Origin of the sequence: Oceaniovalibus sp. ACAM 378, from assembly GCF_008085915.1 — a bacterium.
Taxonomy (GTDB): Bacteria; Pseudomonadota; Alphaproteobacteria; order Rhodobacterales; family Rhodobacteraceae; genus Oceaniglobus.
On record NZ_VSJK01000017.1, the window covers coordinates 1 to 25,125 of the forward strand.

19 protein-coding genes and 3 pseudogenes are annotated in these 25,125 nt (G+C 61.6%); 13 read left to right on the forward strand and 9 right to left on the reverse strand.

The annotated features are described in order from the left end of the window. A pseudogene (locus FQ320_RS19625) lies at nucleotides 1-213 on the reverse strand (IS110 family transposase); the annotation flags it as partial. Nucleotides 214-260: 47 nt separating this feature from the next. Between FQ320_RS19625 and FQ320_RS19630 the strand changes: the two are divergent. Both FQ320_RS19630 and FQ320_RS19635 read left to right on the forward strand, forming a co-directional pair. Then, nucleotides 261-1,413: pseudogene (locus FQ320_RS19630) on the forward strand (IS3 family transposase). Nucleotides 1,414-1,439: 26 nt separating this feature from the next. Next, nucleotides 1,440-2,826 (forward strand): annotated as a pseudogene (locus FQ320_RS19635) (IS66 family transposase); the annotation flags it as partial. 90 nt (nucleotides 2,827-2,916) lie between these two features. Here the strand turns inward: FQ320_RS19635 and FQ320_RS19640 are convergent. From FQ320_RS19640 to FQ320_RS19650, 3 genes are all read right to left on the reverse strand, one after another. Further along, nucleotides 2,917-3,138 (reverse strand): transposase, encoded by a 222-nt coding sequence (locus tag FQ320_RS19640; RefSeq protein ID WP_187393985.1) that lies wholly within the window; start codon nucleotides 3,136-3,138, stop codon nucleotides 2,917-2,919. A gap of 166 nt (nucleotides 3,139-3,304) precedes the next feature. Further along, the gene (locus FQ320_RS19645; protein ID WP_148475033.1) at nucleotides 3,305-5,146 is read right to left on the reverse strand and encodes an ABC transporter ATP-binding protein; all 1,842 of its coding nucleotides are present in this window, start codon (nucleotides 5,144-5,146) and stop codon (nucleotides 3,305-3,307) included. Between the two features lie 20 nt (nucleotides 5,147-5,166). Further along, a complete protein-coding gene (locus FQ320_RS19650) occupies nucleotides 5,167-6,054 on the reverse strand; it encodes a LysR family transcriptional regulator (protein ID WP_222861662.1) in 888 nt (295 codons plus the stop codon). 254 nt (nucleotides 6,055-6,308) lie between these two features. Between FQ320_RS19650 and FQ320_RS19655 the strand changes: the two genes are divergently transcribed. The 8 genes from FQ320_RS19655 to FQ320_RS19690 all read left to right on the forward strand — a co-directional run bounded on the left by FQ320_RS19655 (nucleotide 6,309) and on the right by FQ320_RS19690 (nucleotide 16,193). Next, nucleotides 6,309-7,787 carry an amidohydrolase family protein gene (locus FQ320_RS19655; RefSeq protein ID WP_187393986.1) on the forward strand — a complete coding sequence of 493 codons (1,479 nt, stop codon included), beginning with the start codon at nucleotides 6,309-6,311 and terminating at the stop codon, nucleotides 7,785-7,787. Next, nucleotides 7,778-9,838: an alpha-amylase family protein gene (locus FQ320_RS19660; RefSeq protein WP_148475035.1), complete on the forward strand. Its 2,061-nt coding sequence runs from the start codon at nucleotides 7,778-7,780 to the stop codon at nucleotides 9,836-9,838. The genes FQ320_RS19655 and FQ320_RS19660 overlap by 10 nt, the downstream gene beginning before the upstream one ends. Before the next feature lie 114 nt (nucleotides 9,839-9,952). Beyond that, on the forward strand, nucleotides 9,953-11,464 hold the full coding sequence (locus FQ320_RS19665; protein ID WP_148475036.1) for an ABC transporter substrate-binding protein: 1,512 nt from the start codon (nucleotides 9,953-9,955) through the stop codon (nucleotides 11,462-11,464). 86 nt (nucleotides 11,465-11,550) lie between these two features. Next, complete coding sequence (locus FQ320_RS19670; RefSeq protein ID WP_148475037.1) at nucleotides 11,551-12,468, forward strand: ABC transporter permease; 918 nt, start codon at nucleotides 11,551-11,553, stop codon at nucleotides 12,466-12,468. Beyond that, a complete protein-coding gene (locus tag FQ320_RS19675; protein ID WP_148475038.1) occupies nucleotides 12,468-13,322 on the forward strand; it encodes an ABC transporter permease in 855 nt (284 codons plus the stop codon). Before FQ320_RS19670 ends, FQ320_RS19675 begins: the two co-directional genes overlap by 1 nt. Nucleotides 13,323-13,324: 2 nt before the next feature. Further along, complete coding sequence (locus FQ320_RS19680) at nucleotides 13,325-14,041, forward strand: MBL fold metallo-hydrolase (protein WP_148475039.1); 717 nt, start codon at nucleotides 13,325-13,327, stop codon at nucleotides 14,039-14,041. Continuing rightward, nucleotides 14,042-15,349 (forward strand): amidohydrolase family protein, encoded by a 1,308-nt coding sequence (locus tag FQ320_RS19685; protein WP_148475040.1) that lies wholly within the window; start codon nucleotides 14,042-14,044, stop codon nucleotides 15,347-15,349. It begins immediately after the preceding gene. A 4-nt stretch (nucleotides 15,350-15,353) separates the two neighbouring features. Further along, nucleotides 15,354-16,193 (forward strand): MTAP family purine nucleoside phosphorylase, encoded by an 840-nt coding sequence (locus FQ320_RS19690; protein WP_187393987.1) that lies wholly within the window; start codon nucleotides 15,354-15,356, stop codon nucleotides 16,191-16,193. 502 nt (nucleotides 16,194-16,695) lie between these two features. Here FQ320_RS19690 and FQ320_RS19695 read toward each other — a convergent pair. Then, the gene (locus tag FQ320_RS19695) at nucleotides 16,696-16,998 is read right to left on the reverse strand and encodes a DUF2218 domain-containing protein (protein WP_148475042.1); all 303 of its coding nucleotides are present in this window, start codon (nucleotides 16,996-16,998) and stop codon (nucleotides 16,696-16,698) included. Nucleotides 16,999-17,293: 295 nt separating this feature from the next. Here FQ320_RS19695 and FQ320_RS19700 point away from each other — a divergent pair, with 295 nt between their 5' ends. Together FQ320_RS19700 and FQ320_RS19705 are read left to right on the forward strand one after the other, a co-directional pair. Further along, entirely contained in the window at nucleotides 17,294-18,475 is a 1,182-nt protein-coding gene (locus FQ320_RS19700) for an OsmC family protein (RefSeq protein WP_148475043.1), read from the forward strand. Nucleotides 18,476-18,795: 320 nt separating this feature from the next. Beyond that, a complete protein-coding gene (locus FQ320_RS19705; protein WP_148475044.1) occupies nucleotides 18,796-19,548 on the forward strand; it encodes a sulfite exporter TauE/SafE family protein in 753 nt (250 codons plus the stop codon). A 161-nt stretch (nucleotides 19,549-19,709) separates the two neighbouring features. On the opposite strand, the gene pcaG is transcribed toward FQ320_RS19705, so the two are convergent. Continuing rightward, nucleotides 19,710-20,312: a protocatechuate 3,4-dioxygenase subunit alpha gene (gene pcaG, locus FQ320_RS19710; RefSeq protein ID WP_148475045.1), complete on the reverse strand. Its 603-nt coding sequence runs from the start codon at nucleotides 20,310-20,312 to the stop codon at nucleotides 19,710-19,712. A gap of 40 nt (nucleotides 20,313-20,352) precedes the next feature. Continuing rightward, nucleotides 20,353-21,105 carry a protocatechuate 3,4-dioxygenase subunit beta gene (gene pcaH, locus FQ320_RS19715; RefSeq protein WP_148475046.1) on the reverse strand — a complete coding sequence of 251 codons (753 nt, stop codon included), beginning with the start codon at nucleotides 21,103-21,105 and terminating at the stop codon, nucleotides 20,353-20,355. Nucleotides 21,106-21,499: 394 nt separating this feature from the next. Here pcaH and FQ320_RS19720 point away from each other — a divergent pair, with 394 nt between their 5' ends. Continuing rightward, nucleotides 21,500-22,990, forward strand: coding sequence for an aldehyde dehydrogenase family protein (locus tag FQ320_RS19720; RefSeq protein WP_148475047.1), 1,491 nt, complete (start codon nucleotides 21,500-21,502; stop codon nucleotides 22,988-22,990). Between the two features lie 285 nt (nucleotides 22,991-23,275). On the opposite strand, the gene FQ320_RS19725 is transcribed toward FQ320_RS19720, so the two are convergent. Further along, nucleotides 23,276-24,163 carry an NAD(P)-dependent oxidoreductase gene (locus FQ320_RS19725; RefSeq protein WP_148475048.1) on the reverse strand — a complete coding sequence of 296 codons (888 nt, stop codon included), beginning with the start codon at nucleotides 24,161-24,163 and terminating at the stop codon, nucleotides 23,276-23,278. 23 nt (nucleotides 24,164-24,186) lie between these two features. After that, complete coding sequence (locus FQ320_RS19730) at nucleotides 24,187-25,122, reverse strand: Gfo/Idh/MocA family oxidoreductase (RefSeq protein ID WP_148475049.1); 936 nt, start codon at nucleotides 25,120-25,122, stop codon at nucleotides 24,187-24,189. Nucleotides 25,123-25,125 lie beyond the last annotated feature (3 nt).

The window sequence follows — 25,125 nt, forward strand, 5'->3', positions numbered from 1 at the left end:
GTTCTTATAGGCCTCGCCCGACATCATCATTTTCCACGCGATCCTGGCGATCTTGTTGGCCAGCGCGACGGCCACGAGTTTCGGCGGCTTGCGCTTGAGCAGCTCGACGAGCCAAGGCGAGGCGTTCGTGCCTCTGCCCGCTCTCACCTGTCGAAGCAACGAAGTCGAACCCACGACCAGTGTCTTGCGCAAAGTGACCTGCCCCCCGGAAGTTCCCTCAGTCTGATGTAGAGTCTGCCCAACCTGAAGGAGCAGACGAGATGAGGAAAAGTCGTTTCACCGAAGCGCAGATTATCGGGATGATCAAAGAGCAGGAGGCTGGTTTGCCGACGGCCGAGCTGTGCCGTAAGCATGGGCTGAGCCCTGCGACGTTCTACAAGCTGAAGGCCAAATATGGCGGGATGGATGTTTCCGACGCCAAACGCCTCAAGCAGCTCGAGGATGAGGACGCGAAGCTGAAGCGCCTGGTGGCAGATGTCATGCTGGACAATGTTGTGCTGAAGGATCTCCTGAGAAAGCCCTGACGACGCCGATGCAACGGCGGGACGCGGTGCTGCGGGCGATGAAGGGTCATCCGATCTCTCAACGCCGGGCCTGCGTCCTGATCGGGGTCGATCCGAAGACGGTGCGGCGCGAAAGACCGCCCGATAACCCGGAGATCCGTCTGGAAATGAACAAGATTGCTGAGAAGCGGCGGCGGTTCGGTTACCGGCGCATTGGCGTCCTGCTGGAGCGCGTGGGCATGATTATGAACGAAAAGAAGCTTTACCGGATTTACCGGGAAGAGGGCCTGTCAGTGCGCCGCCGTAGAGGCCGGAAACGGGCGCGAGGCAGCCGCACACCAATGCCAGTGCATTGCGTCCGAACCAGCGCTGGTCCTTGGACTTCCTGTCCGACACTTTCGGGGCCTGTCGCAAATTCCGCATCCTGGCTGTGAACGACGATTGCTGCCGGGAAAACCTATGCCTGGTTCCCGATACCAGCATCTCTGGGGCACGCGTGGCGCGGGAGCTGGATGCACTGATCAGGATCTATGGCCAGCCTACCTGCATAGTTTCTGACAACTGCACGGAGTTCACCAGCAAGGCTATTCTGAAGTGGGCCAACGACAACAAGGTCGAGTGGCATTACATCGACCCCGGCAAGCCGCAACAGAACGGTTACATCGAGTCATTCAACGGCAGCCTCCGCGACGAATGCCTCAACGAAGAGATCTTCGACAGCCTGACCGACGCCCGCCGAACGCTGGCCCTCTGGCGCTACGATTACAACAACGTCAGGCCGCATTCATCGCTCGGCAACAAGACCCCCGCAGAAGCGCGCCGAGCGCTTGAGCTACTTGATGGCATCGCGCCCGGCGCGCTTGCCACACCCGAAACCGACGAATATCAAACCCAAGGACTCTCGCTATGACTGAGGGACGACCGGGGGGCAGGTCAGTGGCGGTGGCCGAGGGCGATGATGCGCCCATCAATGAGGGGCAGAATGAGCCCGCGGTAAAGGCTGCCGATGCGCCCAATTCGCGCCGCCGTCCGCGTGTCTCGGAGGCGACCCCGCGCGAGCGCCGCGAGCTTGATCCTGGCACCTGCTGCCCCGACTGTGGTGGTGATCTGCGTGTGGTTGGTGAGGATGTCAGCGAACTCCTCGATATGATCGCGGCGCAGATGAAGGTAATCCAGATCGCCCGCATCAAAAAATCTTGCCACCGTTGCGAGCGGATGGTGCAGGAGCCGGCACCCAGCCGTCCGATCCCGGGCAGCATGGCCGGCCCGAACCTGCTGGCGCATATACTGGTTTCGAAATTCGAAGACCACCTTCCCCTCTACCGACAGCACGAAATCTTCGCCCGCATGGGCGCGGACATTCCCGAAAGCACGCTTGTTGGCTGGTGTGGGCGGGCGATGAAGACCCTTGCGCCATTGGTCGAGCGGATCGAGGCGGACATCATGGCCAGCGACCTGCTGCATGCTGACGACACCCCAATCCGGGTGCTGGACCGCTCCAAAAGAGACAAAGGGTTAGGTAAAGGCGTGAAACAGGGGCGAATCTGGGCCTATGTGCGCGATCAACGGCCATGGGCGGGGGCATCGCCACCCGGTGCTGTTTACCGGTTTGCGCCCGACTGGAAGCAGGGAGCATGTGCAAAAGCACCTGGCCCGGATGTGCGGCATTCTGCAGGCCGACGGTTATAAGGGCTATGCCAAGCTCTACGAACCACAACCTGATGGCACGCCGCGTTTGCGCGAAGCTGCGTGTTGGGCGCACCTGCGGCGGGACTTCCATAATTTTTGGACGTCGACCAAGTCCGAGATCGCCCGCGAGGCGCTCGACCGGATCGGCGACTTTTACGACATTGAGCGCGACATTAACGGCCAGAGCGCAGAGGCCCGCCAAGCGGCGCGTCAAAAGCTGAGCCGGCCAAAGGTCGAGGCGTTTTTTGCCTGGTCCGAACAACAACTCCTGCGCATCCCGGGTAAAAACCATCTGGCCAAAGCCTTCCGCTACGGCCTCAGTCGACGGGAGGCCTTCAGCCTGTTCCTGACCGACGGTCGCGTGGCCATCGATAATAACCCCGCCGAGCGTGCTCTGCGCCCGATCGGTATCGGACGAAAGAATTGGCTTTTTGCGGGCGCCGACACCGGTGCCGGAACCTTGGCCCGCGCTATGACCATCATCGAGACCGCCAAGCTGAATTGCCTCGATCCGCAGGCCTACCTCGCCGACATCCTTGATCGTATCCATGATCACAAGATCAACAGGCTCGATGAGCTGTTGCCGTGGCATTGGGTGCCGCTGGCCACCGAGGCCGGCAGTCAAGCCGCATAAGCCGCGGTATCAATCGCGCGGTTACTCTCAATCTCACTTTGCGCCGGCATAGTTTCAGGTGCCGAAGATCCGTCATCGGCCCGAGACCGGTCAACAATCAACCGGCAGAAAGCACGGCGTATCGGCCGCCAAATCCTCGTCCGCTTCGGGATCGGACGCATACCAAGGATCGCGCAACCATTTGAAAACCATGTTCGCACTCATCGCGTAGCAACGTGCAACTTGTGCCACAGAAACGCCCGGTGCCGTCGTCTGAAAACGGATCGTTCGCTTCTCTTCGTCCGCCCAAAGTCGCTTTGTTCGACGCGCCATCAATAGCCCCAGAGAGTCCGCTATCCAAAGCGGACACTATCGAACACTCTCTATGCGCGGAGTTGCAGAACGCCGCCCAAGAGCAGGCGGCGGTGCTGGAGCGAGTCGTTCACGGTTCCTTTGCGGCATAGGGCAAAGACGCCGTGGAGCGTGGCAATAGTCCCCGCTAGACCATCACAAGATGGCCCTCGGTGAGCGTCTTGTACGTCCGGTTGGGAGCTTGATAGTCCAGCGATCTGATCGGCGTCTGGATTTCGCTGTTGTCGAGCGGCCTCTGAAGATGGCGCCGCGACGGATCGGGGACGGGGACCGCATCCAGAAGACGGCGCGTATAGGGGTGTTGGGGGTTTTCGAACACGTCCCGGCGCTGTCCGATCTCCACGATTTCCCCAAGATACATCACCGCGACCCGGTGGCTTACCCGCTCGACCACCGACATGTCGTGAGAGATGAACAGATAGGCGAGGCCGAGACGCTCCTGCAGGTCGAGCAGCAGGTTGATCACCTGGGCCTTTACCGAGACATCGAGAGCGGAGACCGATTCATCGGCGACGATCAACTTGGGATTCAGGGCAAGCGCCCGGGCGATGCAGACCCGTTGCCTTTGGCCGCCGGAAAATTCATGGGGATAGCGTGAGGCAAAGCCCGGCTCCAGCCCGACCTGGGTCAGAAGTTCGGACACCCGGGCCAAGGCGTCGCTTTTTGATCCGAGCCCATGTGTCAGAAATGGCTCGGCGATCGCAGCGCCGACGCGCATGCGGGGATTTAGACTGGCAAAGGGATCCTGAAAGATCATCTGGACATCCCGCCGCAAGTCGGACCGGTCCTTTCGCCCCATCGCGCTGGCCGTCCTGCCGCCAAAGGTGATCTCGCCGGAATGGGGCGTCTCGAGCCGCAGGATAGAACGGCCGATGGTCGATTTCCCGCATCCTGATTCCCCGACCAGCGACAGGGTTTCCCCCGGCTGGATGGCAAAGGACACGTTTTCAACCGCATGGACCCGCCCGGTGCAGCGGCGCATCGCACCGCCCCGGATATCGAACCGGGTGGTCAGATTGTGCACCTCGACCACGGGCGGGGCGGCATGATCGATGGTATCCTTCGGGGCCGGGGGATCGGTCACCTCGCCGGTCTGCATGTCCACCTCGGCAAAGCGCAGCGGTTCATTGCGTCCGACCATCGACCCAAGAACCGGAACGGCGGTCAGAAGCGCACGGGTATAGGGCTTGCGCGGGGCATGAAAAACCTCCGGGGTCGGTCCTGTTTCGATCCGCTCGCCACGGAACATCACCATGGTCCGGTCGGCGATCTCGGCAACAACCCCCATGTCATGGGTGATGAACAGGACCGCCATGTCATCCTCGCGCTGAAGCTCCTTGATCAGGTCGAGCACCTGCCCCTGAATGGTGACATCCAGGGCGGTTGTCGGCTCGTCGGCGATCAACAGACGCGGCTTACTGGCCAGGGCAATGGCGATCATCACCCGTTGGCGCATACCGCCCGAGAACTGGTGCGGATATTCGTCGAACCGCGACAGCGCCGACGGAATGCGGACCTTTTCCATCAGGGCCAAGGCCGCCTGACGCGCACCGTCCCGGGTCTGGCCTTCGGCATGGGCCAGCACGGCTTCCATGATCTGGTCCCCGACGGTGAACATCGGGTTGAGGCTGGTCATCGGTTCCTGGAAGATCATTGAGGCATCCCGCCCCCGGACGTTCCGCATGGCCCGATCGCTCAGGGCGGTGACATCCTGGTCGTTGAGAAGGATCTTGCCGGTGACCTTGCTGGAGTGAGGCGGCAACAGGCGCATGATCGACAGCGCGGTCACGCTCTTGCCTGACCCGGACTCGCCCACGATGGCAAGCGTTTCTCCGGACATGACCTCGAAAGAGATGTTCCGTACCACCGGGATCCAGCTTCCGTTCACGCGAAAGGACGTGGTGAGATCGCAAACACTCAGCACCTTCTGAGGGGAAATGATCGGCTTCGCACTGGCGGAAGTTTGCATCGTAAGAACCTCGTGGATGGCTAAAGGGTGGAGTCGCGGGTCAGGTCGACAAGAAAATCGACCACGACACGAACTTTCGACGGCGTGACGCGATGGGCCGGAAAGACGATCGAGATCGGCAGGGCTTCGGTCTCGTATTCGGTCAGAATCGGCACAAGGGCTCCGGTTTCCAGGGCCTGGCGAAACAGCCACCAGGTGGCCTGGGTGATGCCCAGCCCCTCCAGCGCCGCCTCCCGCATAATGTCGCCGCTGTCGGTCACCAGGGGTCCGGTCACCCGCACCACCTGATCGCCGCCCGAAGGTTCGCGAAAGGTCCAGTTGGGCCCGAAAGCGCCGGTGATGCAGCGATGCCCCGTCAGGTCAGCCGGCACCTTGGGAAGGCCATAGCGCGCGATATAGGCGGGGGATGCGACGGTCCGCTGGGAGCCGCGCACCAGAATCCGGTTGATCAGCCGCGAGTCCGGCAGGCGGCCGGAATGAACGACCAGATCATAGCCGCCTTCGATCGGGTTCGAGGTCTGCCCCTTGAGTTGCAGATCGATAGTGACGTCGGGGTAGAGTTCGTAGAACCGCGGGAGAGCAGGGATGAAGGTCTTTCGCGCAAAGGCAGGGGGCATTGCGATGCGCACGTTACCGACGGTCGACTCGCTCGCATCCAGCAGGGCATCCTCGGCGTCTTCCACATCGACCAGAATGGCCTTGCACCGCTCGCAATAACTGATGCCGTGATTGGTCAGGTGCATCCGGCGCGTGCTGCGCACCAGAAGCTGAACGCCCAGATTGTCCTCCAGCCGGTTCACGCATTTGGTGACCGCCGAGGTGGAAAGGTTGAGCCTGCGAGAGGCCCCCGTGAAGCTGCCAAGCTCAGCAACGGCCACGAAGCATTGCATGTCCTGGAACTTATTCACCTCAGCTATTTCCTGTTAGGTCAGTAGGTTGGCTATTTTTCCGCATCGGTGTGGAAAATGGAAAATCTTGATATCGCCGGACGGGCAGCGGCGCGATACCCCGCAAGAGCTAGCGGACACTGCGCAAGAATGGCACGTCGTTTCCGTGGAAACTGTCTTTCCAAAAGGTAGCATTCCGCCCAGCCACCCCCCGAAACATAGTCAAGGCAACGGCAGAACAACAGTCGTTGCAAAACATGATGACGGGATCCGGTGTGACCGCACGACGCTATGACAACATCCTGTGCCTGACCGAGACAGCGTCGGGCTGGACCGCCAAGCGGCAAAGTCTGCGGATCCGCGACGGGCGCATTGCGGGTTGTACGTCGTCGCCTCCCACGGATCTGCAGCCGGATGAACTGCGGATCGACGGCACACAGCTGATGGCTATGCCCGGGCTGGTCAACGCACATACCCACTCTCCCGACAATCTGTCGCGGGGATGTGCCGGTGACCTGCCGCTGGAGCTGTGGTCGCTGGCGTCTTCTGCCCCAAGAACCGGACGCAGCCCCCGCGACATCCATGTGTCCACCATGCTGGGCGCGCTGGAAATGGCCTCGACGGGAACCACCTGCGTTGTCGATCACGTGCGCATCTCGCCGGACATTTCCGCCGAGGGCCTGGACGCCGTTGCGCAGGCCTGGCTGGACAGCGGGTTGCGGGTCGTGATCGCCCCGGTGGTGTCCGACCTTGCGCCGCTGGACACGATGCCCTTTGTGGATGCCGATTTCACCGGACTGGACCGGGCGGCCCTGACCAGTGCCCCGCCGCTGCCCTGGCACGACCAGATGGAGATCGTGGCGGCGTTCCATGACCGCTGGCACGGGGCGGAGGGCCGGATCACTGTCGGCATCGGACCGTCGGGACCGCAACGCTGTTCGGATATTCTGTTGCGCGCTGCGGCCACCTTCAGCGCGGATCACAATGTTCCCTTTCATTGCCATGTCCTTGAAACCTCCGCCCAACGCCAGATGGGCTGGGAGCGGTATGGCAAGGGCATGCTGGCGCATCTTGACGATCTCGGATGCCTCACGGCGCGGACCCATCTCGTTCATTCGATCTGGCTGGAACCGGGGGACGCCGAACTCATCGCCGCCCGCGGCGCGGCGGTGATCCACAATCCCGTATCCAACGCCCGCCTCGGCAGTGGCACCTGTCCTTTGCCCGCCTTGCTGGACGCGGGGGTCCGGGTGGCGCTTGGCACGGACAGTGCCTGCTGCAATGACAGCAACAACATGTTGGAAACGATGAAGTGGGCGGCGCTGCGGCACAATAAACATGGGCGGTTCACCGGGATCGACAGGGCCCTGTCGGCAGCAACGTCGAAGGGGGCCGAGATTCTGGGCCTCGGCGGTGTCTGCGGTCGGATCGCCCCCGGAATGGCCGCCGACATTGCCGTGTTTTCCCTGAATGCCCCGGCCTTCGTGCCGTTGAACAATGCCCCGCGCCAGCTTGTCCTCGCCGAAAGCGGGGCCGCCCTCGATCACGTGCTGGTCGCTGGTCGCGTGGTCTGGTCGTCGGGCGACCACGGCGCCGACGCGCCGCGCGCCCTCTGGGCCGAGGCCCGCGAGATCGCGACGGCCTATGGGCAGACCCCGGCGGCGGCCAAACCCGGCCTCGACCTGGCCATATCGCGAATGCTGACGCGCGTGACTGAAAATTCCGCCAACAAAGAGGGCACCCCATGCCACTGAGCTGGACCAAAACGCCGCTTCGCTTCTTTCAGCACCTTCTGCGTGAAGAGGATGCCCGGGGGTTGGATGCTGAAACTCTGGTGAAGGAAGCCCGGTCGGTCGGGGCGAACGCGATCGTCGCGATGGGCGGCGGTTTTTCGGCCTGGTATCCAACGGGAAGCGTGATGCAGGCGGTGAACCCCCACATGTCGGGGGATTTTCTGGGGGAGGTTCTGGCCGCCGCCAAAGCTGCCAACCTGCGGGTTCTCGTGCGGCTCGACATCTCGAAGGGACGCGCCGGGCTGGAAAGCGACCGTCCCGAGGATCTGGTGCGCGACGTCAAAGGCGGGTTCGCCACGATCTGGGACATGCCGCAGATCTGCGCCACAGGCGCGCTCTGGCAGGACGAGGTCTTCGCGAACATCGACGATCTTCTGGTGCGGTATCCCGATCTTGACGGGTTCTTCTTCAACTATCTCCACGTCGCGAAATGCCATTGCCCCAGATGCCAGGCGATCGTCCTGGAAGCGACCGGCGCGCCCGTTCCCGCAGGCCCCGAGCGCGATCCATCCTATGAGCGCTGGCGTCAGGTCTTTCTGGCCGAATATGTCGGCCGCATCCGCGACGCGGTGCACCGGCGCAACCCGGGTGCCGCGATCGTGCCCTATCATCACGTCCACGACGGGTGGGATGTGGCCCGGATGGCCGAGGTCAGTGACATCATCAGCTCGCAGGTCTCCAACCCGCTGATCCCCAACCCGCTGGATCCCCAGCCGATCTGGAACCACTGGGCCGCTGAAGAGGCGCTGACGGCGCTGGCGCTGAAGCCCGAAGCCGCGCCGCTGCTGATCCAGACCACATCCGAGGTCTTCGCAAGCCGCCAGAGCGCGATGCCGGATGCGCGCCTTGCCCATAACCTGCTTCAGGCGGCGGCCCATGGGGCCAGCACCGCGCCAGCCACCAACGGTCTGCTGTCGGCGGGGGATGCGCGCTTTCGCCCGATGCTGGAGCGGATCGGGCGTTTTCTGGAACAGCATGCCGACTGGTACCGCGATCTGCGCCCCGAGGCGTCGGTTGCCGTGATCCGGTCCGAACAAAGCCGCCTCTGGGGCGAGGACGCGGGCCGGATGGCCGGTGCGCCCTCGGGAAACGGCCATGTGGCCGAATTCAGGGGTGTGTTCGAGATGCTCGCAGATCTGGGCCACACACCCGAGCTGCGTCTCACCGGCGCCCTTGAGCAAAGCGATCTCGCCCGGTTCGATGCCATCATTGCGCCCGCGGTCCAGTGTCTCTCGGATGCGGATGCGGCGGTGCTTGACGGCTATGTGGCCGCGGGCGGCACGTTGATTGTCACTTCCGATACCGGGCGCGCCGATGCCACCGGGACGCCACGCTCTGCCGCGGCATTCGCCTCTCTGCCGGCGCTTCCCGGGGCGGCGCGGGCGATTGATGGCGCCTATTTCCATCGCACCGACCCCGACGGATCGACCGGCGCGGCAGAAAATATCCTTCAGGGGGCCCGCACCGTTGCCGCGACCGGGTTGTTCTGGACCCCCTTCGAGGACCGCCAGCCCGAGGATGATCTGCACCTGATCGGACCGTTCAGCAACAATGCCCCCGAATTCACGGTGCTGCCCGATCACGGTGAGGCGCCCGGATTGATCCGACGCGCCCATGGGGCAGGACAGGCGGTCTGGCTTCCCTGGCAGATCGGGGCGCTCTATCACCGCTACGCGATGCCGGAATACCGGGCGATCCTGGCCGGGATGCTGGACCGGGCCGGGGCCCATGCGCGGGTCGACTGCCCGGCGGGCCCGGCGATGGAGGCGATCCTGGGGCGCCACCCCGATGGCCATCTGCTGACCCTTCTGAACCGGGCAAGCGCGGCGGGCCGCCCCCTGGTCGAGCCCCCTGCGCTGGCGGGGATGACGATCCCGGTGCGCACCGATGCCCGGATCGCGACCTGTCTGGAAACCGGTCGCATCCTGCCCAGCCGCCGCCAGGGGGATTGGCTTCAGATCGACATCGACCGCCTGATGCTATTCCGGGTGATTGCCCTGACCTTTGACTGATTTTACCACCTACGTGACCCACAAGGGTTGCAAAAACCGCCGCCGCAAGATGCACGCAGACATTAGGCGGCATTCCTTCCTTCCCCGCGAAGGACACCCAACAAGGACAGTGATATGAAACACTTTCTGACATCCGGACTATTGCTCGCCGCGATCAGCGTGGCGAGTTTACCGGTGCAAAGCCAGGCGCAGGACGCCCAGACGCTGGTGGTCGCCCAACCCGCCGATGCCTATTCCATGGACCCGGCAAAACATTCTGCCTTCACGACGGCCAATGTCCTGTTCCAGATCTACGATGCCCTGGTGACACAGGATGCCGAGGGCGAGATCGCCCCGGCGCTGGCGACAGAATGGTCGAACCCGGATCCGCTGACCTGGCGGTTCAAGCTGCGCGAGGACGTGACCTTTCACAACGGCGAGAAGTTCGACGCCCATGCGGTGAAATACACCTTCGATCGCGCGCTCGACCCCGCGTTCCAGGCGCCCTATTTTTCGCGCATCTCGGCGATCACGGGCGTTGAGGTCGTCGATGACTATACCGTCGACTTCAAGACCGAGGCCCCCTATCCGACCATGCTTCTGACCCTCTACGAGGCCTCCTTCCCGGCACTGATCGTGCCGCCGGCCTATGCCGCCGAAGAAGACGGCGCCAAGCTTGCCGCCCATCCGATCGGCACCGGCCCCTATCTCTTTGTCGAGTGGCTGAAAGACGAACGGGTCGTGCTCAAGGCCAATCCCGACTATTGGGGCGGTGCCCCCGAGATCGAGAAGGTCGTGTTCCGCCCGATCAAGGAAACCCGCACCCGGATCGCCGAACTCAGAAGCGGCGGCGTCGACATCGCGGCAGATATCCCGCCCGAAGATGTGGACTCGCTCGAGACCGACGAAACCAAGATCTCGGTCGTTCCCAGCGATTTCCTCTACTTCTTCGTCTTCGACACCACCCGCGACACGCCCCTCACCAACAAGCTGGTGCGCCAGGCGATCAACCACGCGGTCGACGTGGACGCGATCCAAGCGGCTCTGATGAACGGCATGGGCAAGCGCATCGCCCTGACCCTGCCGGTCAACGGTTTCGCCTATGATCCCACTTGGGAGCCCTATGCCTATGACCCCGAAAAGGCCAAGGCGTTGCTGGCAGAGGCCGGATATCCCGATGGCTTCACCATCAAGATGATGTCACGCAAGGGCCGCTTCCTGAAGGACGCCGAGATCATCGAGGCGTCTGCCGGATTCCTTGCCGAGGTCGGCATCAAGACCGAGATCGAATATCTTGAACCCGGTGTCTGGGGCCAGGTCTCGGAGCAGAAGGGCCGCGAAGGCATCATCTTTCCGGGCTGGAGCGGTCGCGACCCGAACCTAGTCTGGTATCCACTGCTGAAAACCGGCCTCTACCAGAGCTATTTCAGCAATGCCGAGCTGGACAAGCTGCTTGAGGCCGGTGCCTCCACGATCGATCCCGAGGAGCGCAAAGAGATCTATTCCGCCGCCGCGAAGATCATCAAGGACGAAGCGCCGCACCTGCCGATGATCCAGCCGCCGCTGATCTACGGTCTGGACAAGACGCTGGTCTGGACTCCCCGGAGCGACGGCATGATCGATCTGCGCGCCGCCCACTACGAATGACCTGACGCCCTGCTGGCCGGTTTCTGACTGGCCGGCAGACCCCGGCAGCCCTCCTTGTGCTGTCTTATGAAAGGACCCCCTGCACCATGGCCGCCTTCGTCCTGTCACGCCTGTTTTATGCCATTCTCGTCGTATTCGGCGTGTCGGTCGCGGTGTTTTTCCTGATCCGCATGGGCGGCGATCCGACATCGCTGTTCCTGCCGCCGGACGCGCCGGTGGCAGAGATCGAGCGGTTCCGCCATCTCATGGGGTTTGATCGCCCGCTGCTCGAACAATATCTCGCCTTTCTCGGAAAAGCCCTGCGCGGCGATTTCGGCATGTCGCTGCGCTATAACGAACCGGCGATGGCGCTGGTGCTGGACCGGGCGCCCGCCACCCTCGCACTCAGCGGGTCCGCCCTGGCGCTGTCGATCGTGATCGCCGTCCCCCTGGGCATCATGGCGGCCGCCTTCCGCGGCACGGTGATCGACCGGGCAAGCCTGGTCATCTCGCTGATCGGGCAGAGCTTTCCGGCCTTCTGGCTGGCCATCATGCTGATCCTGCTGTTCTCCGAGACATTCCGGATCCTGCCGCCCTCGGGGCGCGGGACATGGCAACACCTGATCATGCCGTCGATCGTGCTTGCCACCTATTCCACCGCGATCATCACCCGGCTGCTGCGTTCGTCGATGATCGAGGTCCTGCAGGCCGATTATATCCGCACCGCCCGCGGCAAGGGGCTGAGCGAGTGGCGCATCGTGATGAAACACGGGCTGCGCAACGCCGCCATTCCGACGATCACGGTCATCGGCCTTCAGGTGGGAGCGCTGCTGGGCGGCGCGGTGATCACGGAAGAGGTGTTTGCCTATCCCGGCATCGGACGGCTCGCGATCCAGGCCATCGCCAACCGCGACTTCACCGTGGTCCAGGCCTTCGTGATCGTGATGTCGATCACGATCGTCACCATCAACCTTCTGGTCGATCTGTCCTATGGGCTGCTCGATCCACGTATGAGGAAAGCATGATGTCCGGCTTTCTCAAGCAGTTCACCGAAAGCTATCTTGCCGCCACCGGCCTGGTGATCGTCTTCATGGTCGTCATCGGCGCGCTGTTCGGCCAATGGCTGATCCCCTTCGACCCCGATGCGCAGAACATCATGCTGCGCCTGAAGCCGCCGCTGTTCTCGGGTCCGACCGGGCTTCATCTGCTGGGAACGGATGCCCTCGGGCGCGACATCTTCAGCCGCCTCGTGATCGGCGCGCGGGTTTCGCTGCTGGTCGGGGTTGCCTCGGTGGTGATCTCGGGGGTCGTCGGTGTCACCTTCGGGCTGATCGCGGGCTATGAAGAGAAATATGCCGGGCGGTTCCTGATGGCGGTCACCGACATCCAGCTGGCGATTCCCTTTCTGGTGCTGGCGCTGGCGGTGGCTGCCGTGGTCGGGCCGAGCCTGTGGAACATCATCGCGATCCTCGGACTGACCAACTGGGTGCAATATGCCCGGGTCGTGCGTTCCGAGGTGCTTGCTCTCAGACGGCGCGAATACATTCAGGCGGCCCATACCATGGGTATTTCGGTGCCGATGATCCTGATCCGCCACCTGCTGCCCAATGTGATGTCCACGGTCATCGTGATTTCCAGCCTTCTGGTTGCCAAGATGATCCTGTTCGAATCCTCGCTCAGCTTTCTCGGGCTGGGCGTGCCGCCGCAGACCCCGACCTGGGGGACGATGATCGCCGATGGCCGCAACTATGTCGGCAACGCCTGGTGGGTCGCCACATTCCCCGGCCTTTCGATCTTCCTGACCGTGATCGGCATCAACCTGATCGGCGACCGGTTGCGCGACATGCTTGATCCGCGCCTGCGCCAGATGGAGGGTTGAGCATGTCCGCCACCACCTATCGCATCCTGATGCAGGGCTTTCCGGGGCGCAGTGAACGGGGCTTTCTGGGTTGGAGCACCATCGTGCTGTTCCACACCGCCGATGGGCCTGCCCTGCTGGACACCGGCGGGGCGGGGGATCGGCCGGGTCTGATGGCCGCACTGACGCGCGAAGGGCTTGTGCCCGACGACATCCGCACCCTGTATCTGTCGCATCTGCATTTCGATCACGTCGGCAATGTCGAATGCTTCCCGCAAGCGCGGATCGTCCTGCATGAGGATGAGGTCGCCTATTTCCACGGGTCCGGTCAGAGCGATCCCGCGATGCCGCTGTTCCTGGCCCAAACCCTTCTGGCCCAGCCGCGCCTCGAGATCGTGACCGGAGAGCCCGAACTGGCCGAGGGGCTGAGACTGATCCGCACTCCCGGCCATTCCGGCGGTCACGCCTCGCTGGTTCTGGACAGCGCCGAGGGCTGCATCGTCTTTGCCCAGGATGCGCTGAAGAACCGGACCGAGACCGGCGGTGGCCCCGTGCCCGGCGCCGTTGACGGTGTCGCGGCCGAGAAAAGCGTCGCGCGGATCTGCGCGATGGCGGATCTGATCGTGCCCGGCCACGATGTCTGTCTGCGGCGCAGTGGGACCGACTTCATTCCGCTTGCGCCACAAAGCCAGACCCTCACCATCACGCTGGATGGCCGAACCCACGTTCTGGAGGCCTGAATGTCCACGCTGCTGCACAACGCCTTCGTCTTCCGGGGCGCGGATCAGCCCGCCCTGCCCGACGGGGCAATCCTGATCGACGGGTCCAAAATTACCTGGATCGGCCCGATGTCGGCCCTTCCGGCAGAAGCTGCCTTGGCGCACCGCGTCGATCTGGGCGGACAGGTGGTGATCCCCGGGTTGATCAACACCCATGCCCATGGCGGTCTTTCCACCCACCGCGGCTGTTGCGATGAGGGCGACCTGTTCGAATGGGCAGCGGCATTGGCGCCCCATACCTCGCATCTCACCATCGAGGACAACCGGCGCGGCTGCACGCTGGCGGTGCTGGAAATGCTGCGCAACGGCATCACCACCGCCTGTGACTGCACCCGCTTCGGGGCTGGCGTGTTCAGCGAGGTGGCGACGGGTCTTGGCATGCGTTCGCTTGGCGGGGCCTTGGCAAACTCGCCGGAACTTCGCCCGACCGGGCGTCCAAACTGGCCGCTGGCGCTTGAGGAAACCCGGGCCGCGCTGGCGCGGAATGCCTCCAACCCGCTGGCCCGGTTCTATCTCGGGGCACATTCCCCCTATAGCTGCACGCCGGACCTGTTGCTGGAGGTCAAGCAGGCCGCCGATGATCTGGGGTTGCCCTTCGTCATCCATGCCGCCGAGAACCGCCGCGAAACCGAAATGATCGAGGCCCGCTATGGCAAATCGCCGATCCGCTGGCTGGCCGATCTCGGCGTTCTCGACGCGAATTCGATCCTTGCCCACTGCGTCTGGCTGAACGAGGCGGATATCCAGATTCTGGCCCGCAGCGGCGCCAGCGTCGCCCATAATCCGGCAAGCAATGCCAAGCTGGCAAGCGGTGTCGCGCCGGTTCCGGCGATGCGCGCGGCGGGGATTTCCGTCGGGTTGGGGACCGACAGCACGCTCAGCAACAATTCACTCGATCTGTTTCAGGAAATGAAGCTCTCCGTCCTGATGCAACGGATCCACACCCTTGATGGCACCGTGATGGGGGCAGGCGATGCCTTTCGCATGGCCACAAGCGAAGGCGCGAAGGTGCTGGGCTGGGCGGATGAAATCGGTCAGCTCGCCCCCGGGTTTCAGGCGGATCTTGTGGTTCTCGACCTGCGCCACCCGCTGGGCCTGACCCCCGGGCGGGTGCTTTCGGACATCGTCTATCGGATCGGCCCGCGCGAAGTCCGCGCGGTGATGGTCGCTGGCGAGATGATCCTCGAAGACGGCGCCTTCACCCGGATCGATGCCCTGCAGGTTGAAATGGAAATTTACGATCATTACGGAAATATCCCGGAAGGATAAAAGAATGACTGACGCTCCCATCGGCTTGATCACCAGCGCCGCTTCGGAAAAACTGCTGACCGGGCGCACCCTGCAACGGGTGCCCACCCCCTGGGGTGATGCAGATGTCCTGACCGGGCGGATCGGTGGCAAGGAGGCCGCGGTGGTGCTGCGCTATGGGGCCGACCTGACCTGCCCAAGCCACAAGATCAACTATCAGGCCAATATCTGGGCGCTGAAGGTGCTTGGGGTCGAGGTCATCATTTCACAGAACGCCATCGGTTCGGTCAATACCGCGATCCGCCCCGGCGATATCGTCATCTCGGACGACTTTCTCGACAAGACCAAATCCCGTGTGCAGTCCCTGTTTGATGAAAGCGAATGCTGGGTGCGTGTCGATTTCACCGATCCCTTCTGCCCCCAGCTGCGGGCGGAGCTGATCGCCTCGGCGACCAAGTTTTCCGACCGGGTGATCGAGCGCGGCACCTTCGTGTGCACCGAGGGGCCCCGCTTCGAAACCCCCGCCGAGATCCGCGCCTATCGGGCCGACGGCGGCGACATCGTCGGCACACCGCTGATCCCGGAAGTCATTTTCGCCCGCGAAGCCGAAATGTGTTTCGCCTCAATCGCTCCGGTCATCAACTTCGGCGCCGGGATGGCGCCCGCGGTCCTGCATTTCGGCCCCGGCAGCATGAACGAGACCTATTACCGCGAGGGGCTGCACGACCTCATCGAAAGCGCGCTGATTGACGCCTTCACCACACTCTCGCCGGTTCGGGGCTGTCGCTGCCACAATGCCCTTGATGGCGGGTTCCATGGCGCGCCCCCCGCCTGGTTGGGCCGGACCGTCCAGGGCGCCGAGTAGGACAGCAAGCCGCGCGGGTCTGAAGCCGGACTCTCGCGGCTGCGCGGACAGGTAACCGGGACGGTTGCATTAAGCGCCGCGGCTTCGCGATGATCACGCGAAAGGAGCGCATCATGGCAAGCGCGGTTGTCCCTCGTTCATAACGAGAGTCCTGGGGGGGCGTCGGTTTCAGGTTTCGGGTTTCGCGTGTTGCAAGTGCGCCGGGCCAAGTGCCCTCAAATAGCTCAAGCGCGCGGTGCTTCTGCTGGGGGGGTGCTCCCCAGCGATGAATGCCGCCTGATACTATCGTAGGTGAGATCTTGGCTTGGAGACTCTGACATGCCAATTGGTTTTCTCGAGGACCCCGGCCCTGACACCGCCCTTTGCTTTGCGTTGCGAGACCTTGTTGGCGATCAATTTTTTTCGCAAAAAACCGCAATCGTGACCTTGGCCGAGGGGCGGCTCGTCAGGTTTACCAACGACCGCTTCAGCGCGTAGTGCTAAAACCGATCGCTTTGGCTTATCAGGTCTCGATTTGATCCCAGTCGAAATTCTTGAATGCTTCCCTGAATGCAAAGCGTTCGAGATGGTTGTCGATAACGTTGCATGACCGCTCCAGCGCTTCTGCGTCGTCAGCCTTGAGGACGACGACCAATTCGGTGTCTGTCGCGGTAAGAGTCGCGGGTCCGGCTGACAGCGCGATCTCGCCGGAGTGTTCGTCGAACCGCACGTCAATCTTGTGGCCGAAGTGCTTGCAAAGCTGTTGCAGGTAGCGGCTGGCACTGGGCGTTTCAAAACGGCCCTTGATCGTCAACTGTTCTTGCACCGGGGATTATCCTGAATAATTTCAACGGCTACTTACCTGACAAATTCCATCAACTTTGTCCAGTCATCCAAGCGCCCCGGGGCCTCACGCAAAGGCCTCCATGAAACGCGCCCTCATTGATTTTGGGATAGCTGGAAAAAACCTCGGTCGTGCGGCTTGTAATGGCCGACCTGTATTCAGGGCTTCATCCGTTTCAACCAAGCTGCGAGCCAAGGGCATGCGGATTGAGAGGTTGACAGGGGCAGAATACAAAGGCAGTTATTATGGACCTTGGTTCACTGTGCGGACTTGAAAAATGACTAAACCAGAAAATCTTCTTGCCACGCGGGGCTTTCCGCTTGGATACGCCGTTCAACTGCCGGGTGCAGCTGCGCTGACTGCTCCAGTCGCGCGCTTGGGCGACTCGACCCGCACTGTGGTTCGGTCACTCACGGTCATGCAGAAAGAGGCGATCATTGCCTCGGCCAACTCCGATCGGGTGTGGCGTTTGTCGTCCGACGAAGGCGCTTATTTGAACGGTTACGATGAAGCTCCACCGCCCTTGGCCTATCTCTCCGCCGGCATGGTCTCATCTTATCTGAACGAAATTCTGGCATTGGCGGCCATACGCAAGCTTGATCTCAAATCGATCAAGCTGGTTCAGGACAATTTCTACTCGATGAACGGCTCGCTCATGGCAGGCACGATGGTCGCGTCCGCCCACGATATTGCGGTTCGGGCGATCGTTCAGTCTGATGAACCCAAAGAAGCCATCCGCGCCCTTGTCTATGATGCGATCGCGGCCTCTCCGCTGAACGGGTTGATGGCAGGTATAAAAGCCAGCCTTTTCACGTTGAGCCACAATGGCACCCCGATCAATTCAACCGGCGCCACCGAGCTTGGCGCACCACCTGTTCCCGCACTGACCGTGGATGCCTCGGACATGCAAAACGGCGACTGGTCCGCTATCGTGGAGCGAACCGGCAAGCTGACGCCGATGAACGAGAACAGCACCACATTTGCTGGTGGCGCTTTGACTGAAACACAAAACCGCATTCTGCATTTGCGCGTCTTCGCAGAGCGCGAGCCAGACGGAACCACTCGGATCGTCCAGCATCTTTTCAATCCGCATGGCTCCATTTTCCACTTCACTTCAGATGAAATGGGTCGGGCGCCATCGGCGGCTGCACTCATCAGTGCAGGGATCGGCTTCTGCTTCATGACCCAGATCGGGCGCTATGCCATGATGCGAAAACAGCCGCTGAAAGAATACCAGATCATCCAGGACTTCCATTTTTCCAAGGGTGGCGCCAGTGGCAATACGGGCCTGGCGGGTCACGCTGATCCACTGGAAACCCATGTGCATGTATGGAGCGAGCAACCCGATGCTTTCGTTCAAAAGGCATTGGATGTGTCCGAGCAGACCTGCTTCCTGCACGCTTTCTGCCGTACGCCATTAAAAGCCAAGGTTTCTCTTGATATCACACCAGCGGCGTAATCGGCGATCGCCTATGAAAATCTCTGCCGGATGTCAGAAGCGATGTCTTCATTCGGCAGAGGCCAAAAAACGTTGAGATTTGTTTCAAGATCGAAAACGAAGGCAACCTAAAGCAGACGGGTGCGGATTGAACGACCGGTTCCGGGCAAGAAGGACGCTCGCAATCGCACCGGGTTGTACAATTGGCTCTGTCTGAATGTCTCCTGTCCACCCTCCGCCCACTGCGATCACGACCTCATAAAACAGCATGCCCTGTTCCGACTTTAGTCCCAGTTGGGCTTGCAACAGCCGCGCGCGTTCGAGTTGGAGACGCAAATATCATGTTCAACTATGCCGATCCCTGGCCTCTTGCCGCCGTGCTGCTGGCCCTTGTGCTTGGCGGCATGCTCAAGGGTGCGACCGGAGCTGGTGCTCCGGTAATTTCCGTACCGGTGCTCGCTGCCGTGTTCGATATTCGCATCGCAATCGTCATCATGGCGACGCCGAACTTGTTGACCAATATTTGGCAGATGTGGCAGTTTCGCGGACACGGCATTGGCCGGGCGTTCACGCTGGGCTTTGCGATCGCGGGGGCGGTCGGGGCGACACTCGGCACCGTCATCCTCGCCTCGCTGCCGCTGGAGGCGTTGCAACTGTCGACAGCGCTTGTCGTGATAGCCTATATAGCGCTGCGCCTGATCCGCCCCGATCTCAGCCTGCTCCGCACCACCGCTGACCGGATCGTGCTCCCGATGGGATTTGCAGCAGGCATCCTTCAGGGAGCTGCAGGGGTCTCTGCGCCGATCTCGGTCAGCTTCCTCAATGCAATGCGGCTCAGCCGCCCCGCTTTTATTGCCACGATATCGGCGTTCTTTGTTGTCATGTCTGTGGTGCAAGTGCCTGTTCTTTTTGCCTACGATCTGATGACCTGGCAGCTTTTCGGTGTCGGCGCACTCGCCCTCGTACCGCTGTTTGCGGGCATGCCGTTGGGGGCCGCCGCCGCCGAGCGTATTGGGCCAAAGGGTTTCGACCGGATCATTCTGGTCTTTCTGGGCTTGCTGGCCTGTCGGCTGATCTGGACTGCACTCGCATAGCGGACGACGACAGGACTGCGCGCGAAGCTTGCGATCACTGTAGTGCCGCTCTGACGGCGAACGTGGTTGTGACGCCCCTGTGAGGGACTTGTCCCATGTTGCTTCCTTCCCCTCTTGGGAAAGGATCGCACCATCAGACTGTCGGGTCGAACACCTGGCCTTCAGATGTCAAAGAAAATGGTTTCGTGAGGGCCTTGCAGGTGGATGTCGAAGCGAAATTCGCCGTTCGCGGCGCGTTGCGCCAACAGGGTTGGAACCCGGTCGCGATGCTCGAGCCGGCTCAGGATCGGGTCTTCGGCATTGGCCGCCTCCTCATCCGCGAAATATATCCGGGTGTGCAGGCCGACGTTGATTCCCCGCGCCACGATCCAGACCGTGATATGCGGGGCCTGCATCCTTCCGTCTGGCCAGGCCACCCGCCCGGGTCTGACCGTATCAAACCGGAAGGCACCGGTGTCCATGTCGCCCGGCGACCGGCCCCAGCCGGTGAAATCCGGGTCGGCCCCTGGCTGACCGGCAAAGCACCCCGAAGCATCCGCCTGCCAGATTTCGACCATTGCATCCTTCAGGGCCATACCGGTTCCGTCATGGACAGCGCCGGTGATCAGGATCTCTTCGCCCTTGACCGGGCCGGTTTTCATCGAAACTCCGAGATCCCCGCCATAGGCGCTGATCCCGGTAAAATTTGGCGTGCAACCGATGTGAACATAGGGCCCCGCCGTCTGGCTTGGCGTTTCTCTGAGCCTGTGAAGTTTCTGGACCATCAGATTCTCTTTCCGGCGAAGGCATTCAATTCCAACATGGTCAAAGACCCTCGACGCGGTTTTCGAACATCGTCTGTCGCCGCCCGCGCAATACAATGTCAAAACGGTAGGCCAGCGCATCCATCGGGATGGTCCGCGCCATGTCGAGCGGCGCGATCAGGCTTTCCACACCCTCGCGCGTCGGAATGCCTCCGACGATGGGACATTTCCAGATCAGCGGATCACCTTCAAAATACATCTGGGTGATCAGACGCTGGGCAAAGGAATGCCCGAACAGGCTCAGGTGGATATGGGCTGGACGCCAGTCGTTCATCGAGTTCGGCCAGGGATACGGGCCAGGCATCACGGTGCGGAATTCATAAGCGCCGTCTTCGTCCGTCATCACCCGCCCGCAGCCGCCAAAGTTCGGATCAAGCGCGGCAAGATAGCTTTCCTTTTTGTGGCGATACCGTCCGCCCGCGTTGGCCTGCCAGATTTCGATCAGGGAATGGGGAACGGGTCGGCCGAATTCGTCGCTAACCCGGCCATGCACCACGATGCGCGGCCCGATTGCGGCACCCTGATCCGCAGAAAAATTGTGGATCAGATCATTGTCCAACGGATTGATCGTGTCATGTCCGAAAACCGGACCGGTCTCTTCGCTGATCGAAGTAGGGAATGACAGCAATGACGCCTGGGGCGAGCGTTTCACGCTGGTCTTATAGGGCGGGTACAAAGCCGGCGGGTGCCAGTCGCGGTCGCGGTTAACAAAGCCGTTGCGACCGGGGGCGTTGGAATTTTTAGCTGCGGTCATCCGTGTCTCTCCATGTCAGAATAGTATGCTTCGCCTAATTGGACGCGTGGATGGCGGGCGGCACGTCGGCATGGATCGCCACAGGCTGGAGCGTGCTGAGGTTCGCATTGCGCTTCGAACACAGTGCCAAATCTCAGGGCGAGTTGGCGCAGAACACACAGGGTCCGCGGGCGGAACTTTGCCAAGGTGCCGGGCCCATTCCCTCTATCGCATCACTCCAATCGAAACACATCGCCAATAATATTGTCGTGACCATATATAGCATGCTTCAATTATGGACCGAGGTCCATTTTAATTGACGAGGTGCAGCAACTATGCGACTTTTCCGCAACTGGCGCAAAGCCCTTGGCATCTGGCCAGGTGTAATTGACGCTTGCCAAGGGGAGGTTTTATCGTGTCACGAGCCGAGCAGCAGATTACTACGGAACTGTTTATCAACGGCGCGCCCTGCGCCGCCGAGAACGGTCGCACCTATGCGATCCACAATCCAGCCAGACCCGATGAATGCGTTGGCCATGCTGCGCGGGGATCGGTTGCGGACGTGGACGCCGCGGTGCGCTCCGCCCATGAAGCCTATCCTGCTTGGGCGCGAATGCCCTATGGCGAACGCGCCGAGCTACTGGTGAAAATCGCCAGGGTTCTGGTCGAGGACGAGGCCGACGTTGACTTTCGCTCCAGACTTTTCTGCCGTGAGCATGGAAAGATTCTGAAAGAGACCCGAATGGAAATGGCGCGGCTCGGCGACCGCTTTCTGCTCTCCGCCTCCTATGCCGACCGGCTGCAGGACGACGAGAAGCTGTCCGGCCCGCCTTTTGACACGATCATCACGCGTCAGCCGCGTGGTGTCGCCGCACTGATCGTACCGTGGAACTGGCCACTGTCGATCCTTGGCGCCAAGTTGCCGCAGGCCCTGATCGCCGGAAATACGGTGGTCGTAAAACCATCGCAGAATTCGGCCTTGGCGCCGACATTGACGCTGCACAAGATCGCACAGCTCCTGCCGCCCGGCGTGCTGAACGTGATCACCGGCAGCTCCAGTGAAATCGGCGACGCATTGGTCGGTCACAAACTGGTCCGGCGGGTCAATTTCACCGGCTCGATCGAAATCGGCAAGCACGTCATGAAGACGGCGGCGGATCACCTGACACCCGTAACGCTCGAACTGGGTGGCAACGATGCCGCGATCATCCTGCCCGATGCGGTGCTGGACGATGCGGCGTTTATGCGGATGTATCTCGGCGCCTTTATGTCGAGTGGCCAGATTTGCATGGCCCTAAAGCGGCTCTATGTGCATCGGTCGCGGTACGACGAGGTGGTCGATGGCCTGTCGGCCGCCTGCGCAAAGCAGGTCGTGGGTGACGGTATGTTGCCTGAAACGACGATGGGACCGCTGAACAACCGCAAGCAGCTTGGCATTGTCCAAGCGATGATCGCAGAGGCGCGCAGCGCGGGTGCCGAGGTCAAGGAATTCGGCTCCGTGCCAGATGCCGAACTCTACGAAAAGGGCTATTTCCAGAAACCGACACTGGTTTTCCGGCCAGAACCCGGCCTTAGCGTCGTGCGCGAGGAACAATTTGGCCCAATTCTGCCGATCATTCCGTTTGATGACGAGGCAGAGGCGGTGCGGCTGGCAAACGACAGTGATTTTGGCCTCTGCTCCTCTGTCTGGACTGAGGATCGCGAGCGGGCACTGGTCATCGCCCGCCAGCTCGAGGCTGGTTATACCTACATCAACGGGCATGGACCCGCAGCACAGGACAGCCGCGGTCCCTTTGGCGGCTTCAAGAAATCCGGCATCGGCCGCAACTTGGGCTATGAGGGCGTTCTGGAATTCCAGGGCTATCATTCGATCTCTGCTCCAGCGGGCTGGTTGAATAACACCTGACGGTGCAAGCCGGATAACAGGCAGGCTTGCCTGACGTTCGACGGCCTGCCCATTCTGGGCCGGATCTCTCCAAACAACGCACAAATGACCCACCCGAGCTCGGGTGGGTCCCGGGAAACGGAGCGCTGTGCCAAGACCGAGATGGCGATCCGCAACGTCGGGGAAGAGGGCCAACTCTTATAGATGGAGGCGCTGCGGGATGGCGACAGACGTGTTGTGCTTGGCCGACAGCGACAAACAACGCGTGGAACTGAGCAACGGGGCCGAACCGTCGAAAGCGCCAAATCAGTCGATATGAGCCAGGATTTTTTGGGCCAGAAGCCGGTAATCGGCTTTTTCCGCCTCACTGATTTCGCCGAAGTCCATTGCGCCGACAGTTTTCTGCCATTCGGCGGTGGCCGCAGCCATGCGTCCAGAAAGACCGAGATCGGCGGCTGTCTTCGCGGCTTCCTCCATTTCGGCAGCGCGCCGTTCGCCATGCACCATGACACGTTCGAGCATGTAGGCCGAGCGCTCAGCCCAGCCAAAACCCGGAAACGAACTTTCAAGGGACGGCAAGACCACCCCGTCGACGCCTTCCCGGGTCGCGGAAAGCACGCATTCGACGACCAGGGCCTCAATGCCCTTGATCATGATGCTGCGGATCATCTTGATCGCCGAGGCTGTGCCAATTGGGCCCGGGGCGATTGTCGGCCGCATGTCCAGACTTTCAAGGACGGCGAGCGCCTCAGTCGCATGCGGCCCGCTGACCAGCAGCGGCGCGTGTTGGCGAAGCGGCAACACCGGGGACATGACGGCAACATCCACATAGCGCGCGCCGGCGGCCTCTATCGTCTCGGCTGCCGCCCGTTTTGAAGCCGGCGCACAGGAGTTCATGTCGAAATACAGAGCGCCGGGAAGAATATGCGCTGCCGTGCTCTGAGCTGCGGCAAGTGCCTGATCAGCGGTCACTGTGCTGAAGACGAGGTTGGCGTTCTCGAGGGCCTCTTGCAGTGTTGCGTGGCCAGAAATGCCGACGCGCAGATAGTCGGCTCGTTTTCCGGCTGCCACGCTCTCCTTAACGCTGGCGGTCTTTGTGTCGAACGCGTTCACCACCGAGCGGGTGCGCGCATCCCAGCCTTCGGTAAAGGCTGTCGCGGCTTCACCAAAACCGACAAAGGCAATCGTCTGCATGGGTATCTGTCCAATTCGCGCAGTTAAGAATGAAAAATCCGGTCGATATAGTCGATGACACGCATGGCCGGTAGCAAATCGCTTATCGACGACTGCACGGCCCGATCCCCATTGATCGCGTCGATGAAGGCTTGGTTCTGGTCGACAAACGCCGCGCCTGAAAGGGGTACTGACTTGTGTTCATGATCGGTCATCCCATCGCGAAACACATGAAACGTGCCCGTATCGCCAATGTAGCGGTAGAAGCCGCCGAAGGGACCTTGATTGTTGAACGAGAGCGCAAGCGAGAGCAGAGCGCCGTTGCTGGCCTTCAGGGCAATGCTCATATCCATCGGTATGCCGAGCACGGGATGTCGTGGTCCGGCGTGACCGAAGGCTTGCGGCTCGGGATCACCGGTCAGCCAGATGAACAGGTCGATCGTATGGCAGGCGTGGTGCCAAAGAAGATTGTCCACCCAACTACGCGGTTTGCCATGCATGTTGAGGTTGGAGCGGCGGAAAAAATAGGTCTCTGCCACGAGGTGATGCAGGACAAATGATCCCTCGTCGATCCGCGCTTTCAAGTGTCGGTGAGCCGGGGAAAAACGGCGCGTATGGCAGGCCATCGCCACTTGTGCCGGCCGCGTATCGCAAAGTTCAGCAAGCGCCTCGCAAGCCGCCAGATCGAGCCCCATCGGGATCTCTAAAAGCACATGCTTTCCGGCTTTCAACGCTTTGGTTGCGTGCTCCGGGTGCAGGCTGGACGGACTGGCGATAATCACCGCGTCGATGTCGTCTCGCCCCAAGATCGCATCAAGGTCGGCGGTGGCGGTGGCTATGTTCCATTTGGCTGCAAAAGCGTTCCCCGCCATTGCGTCGCCATAGACCACAGCCACCACCTTAATTCCAACCATGCACGACAGCGACTGCATATGCACATCGGCGATTGCACCTTCGCCAACGATACCGATCCGCACCATCGC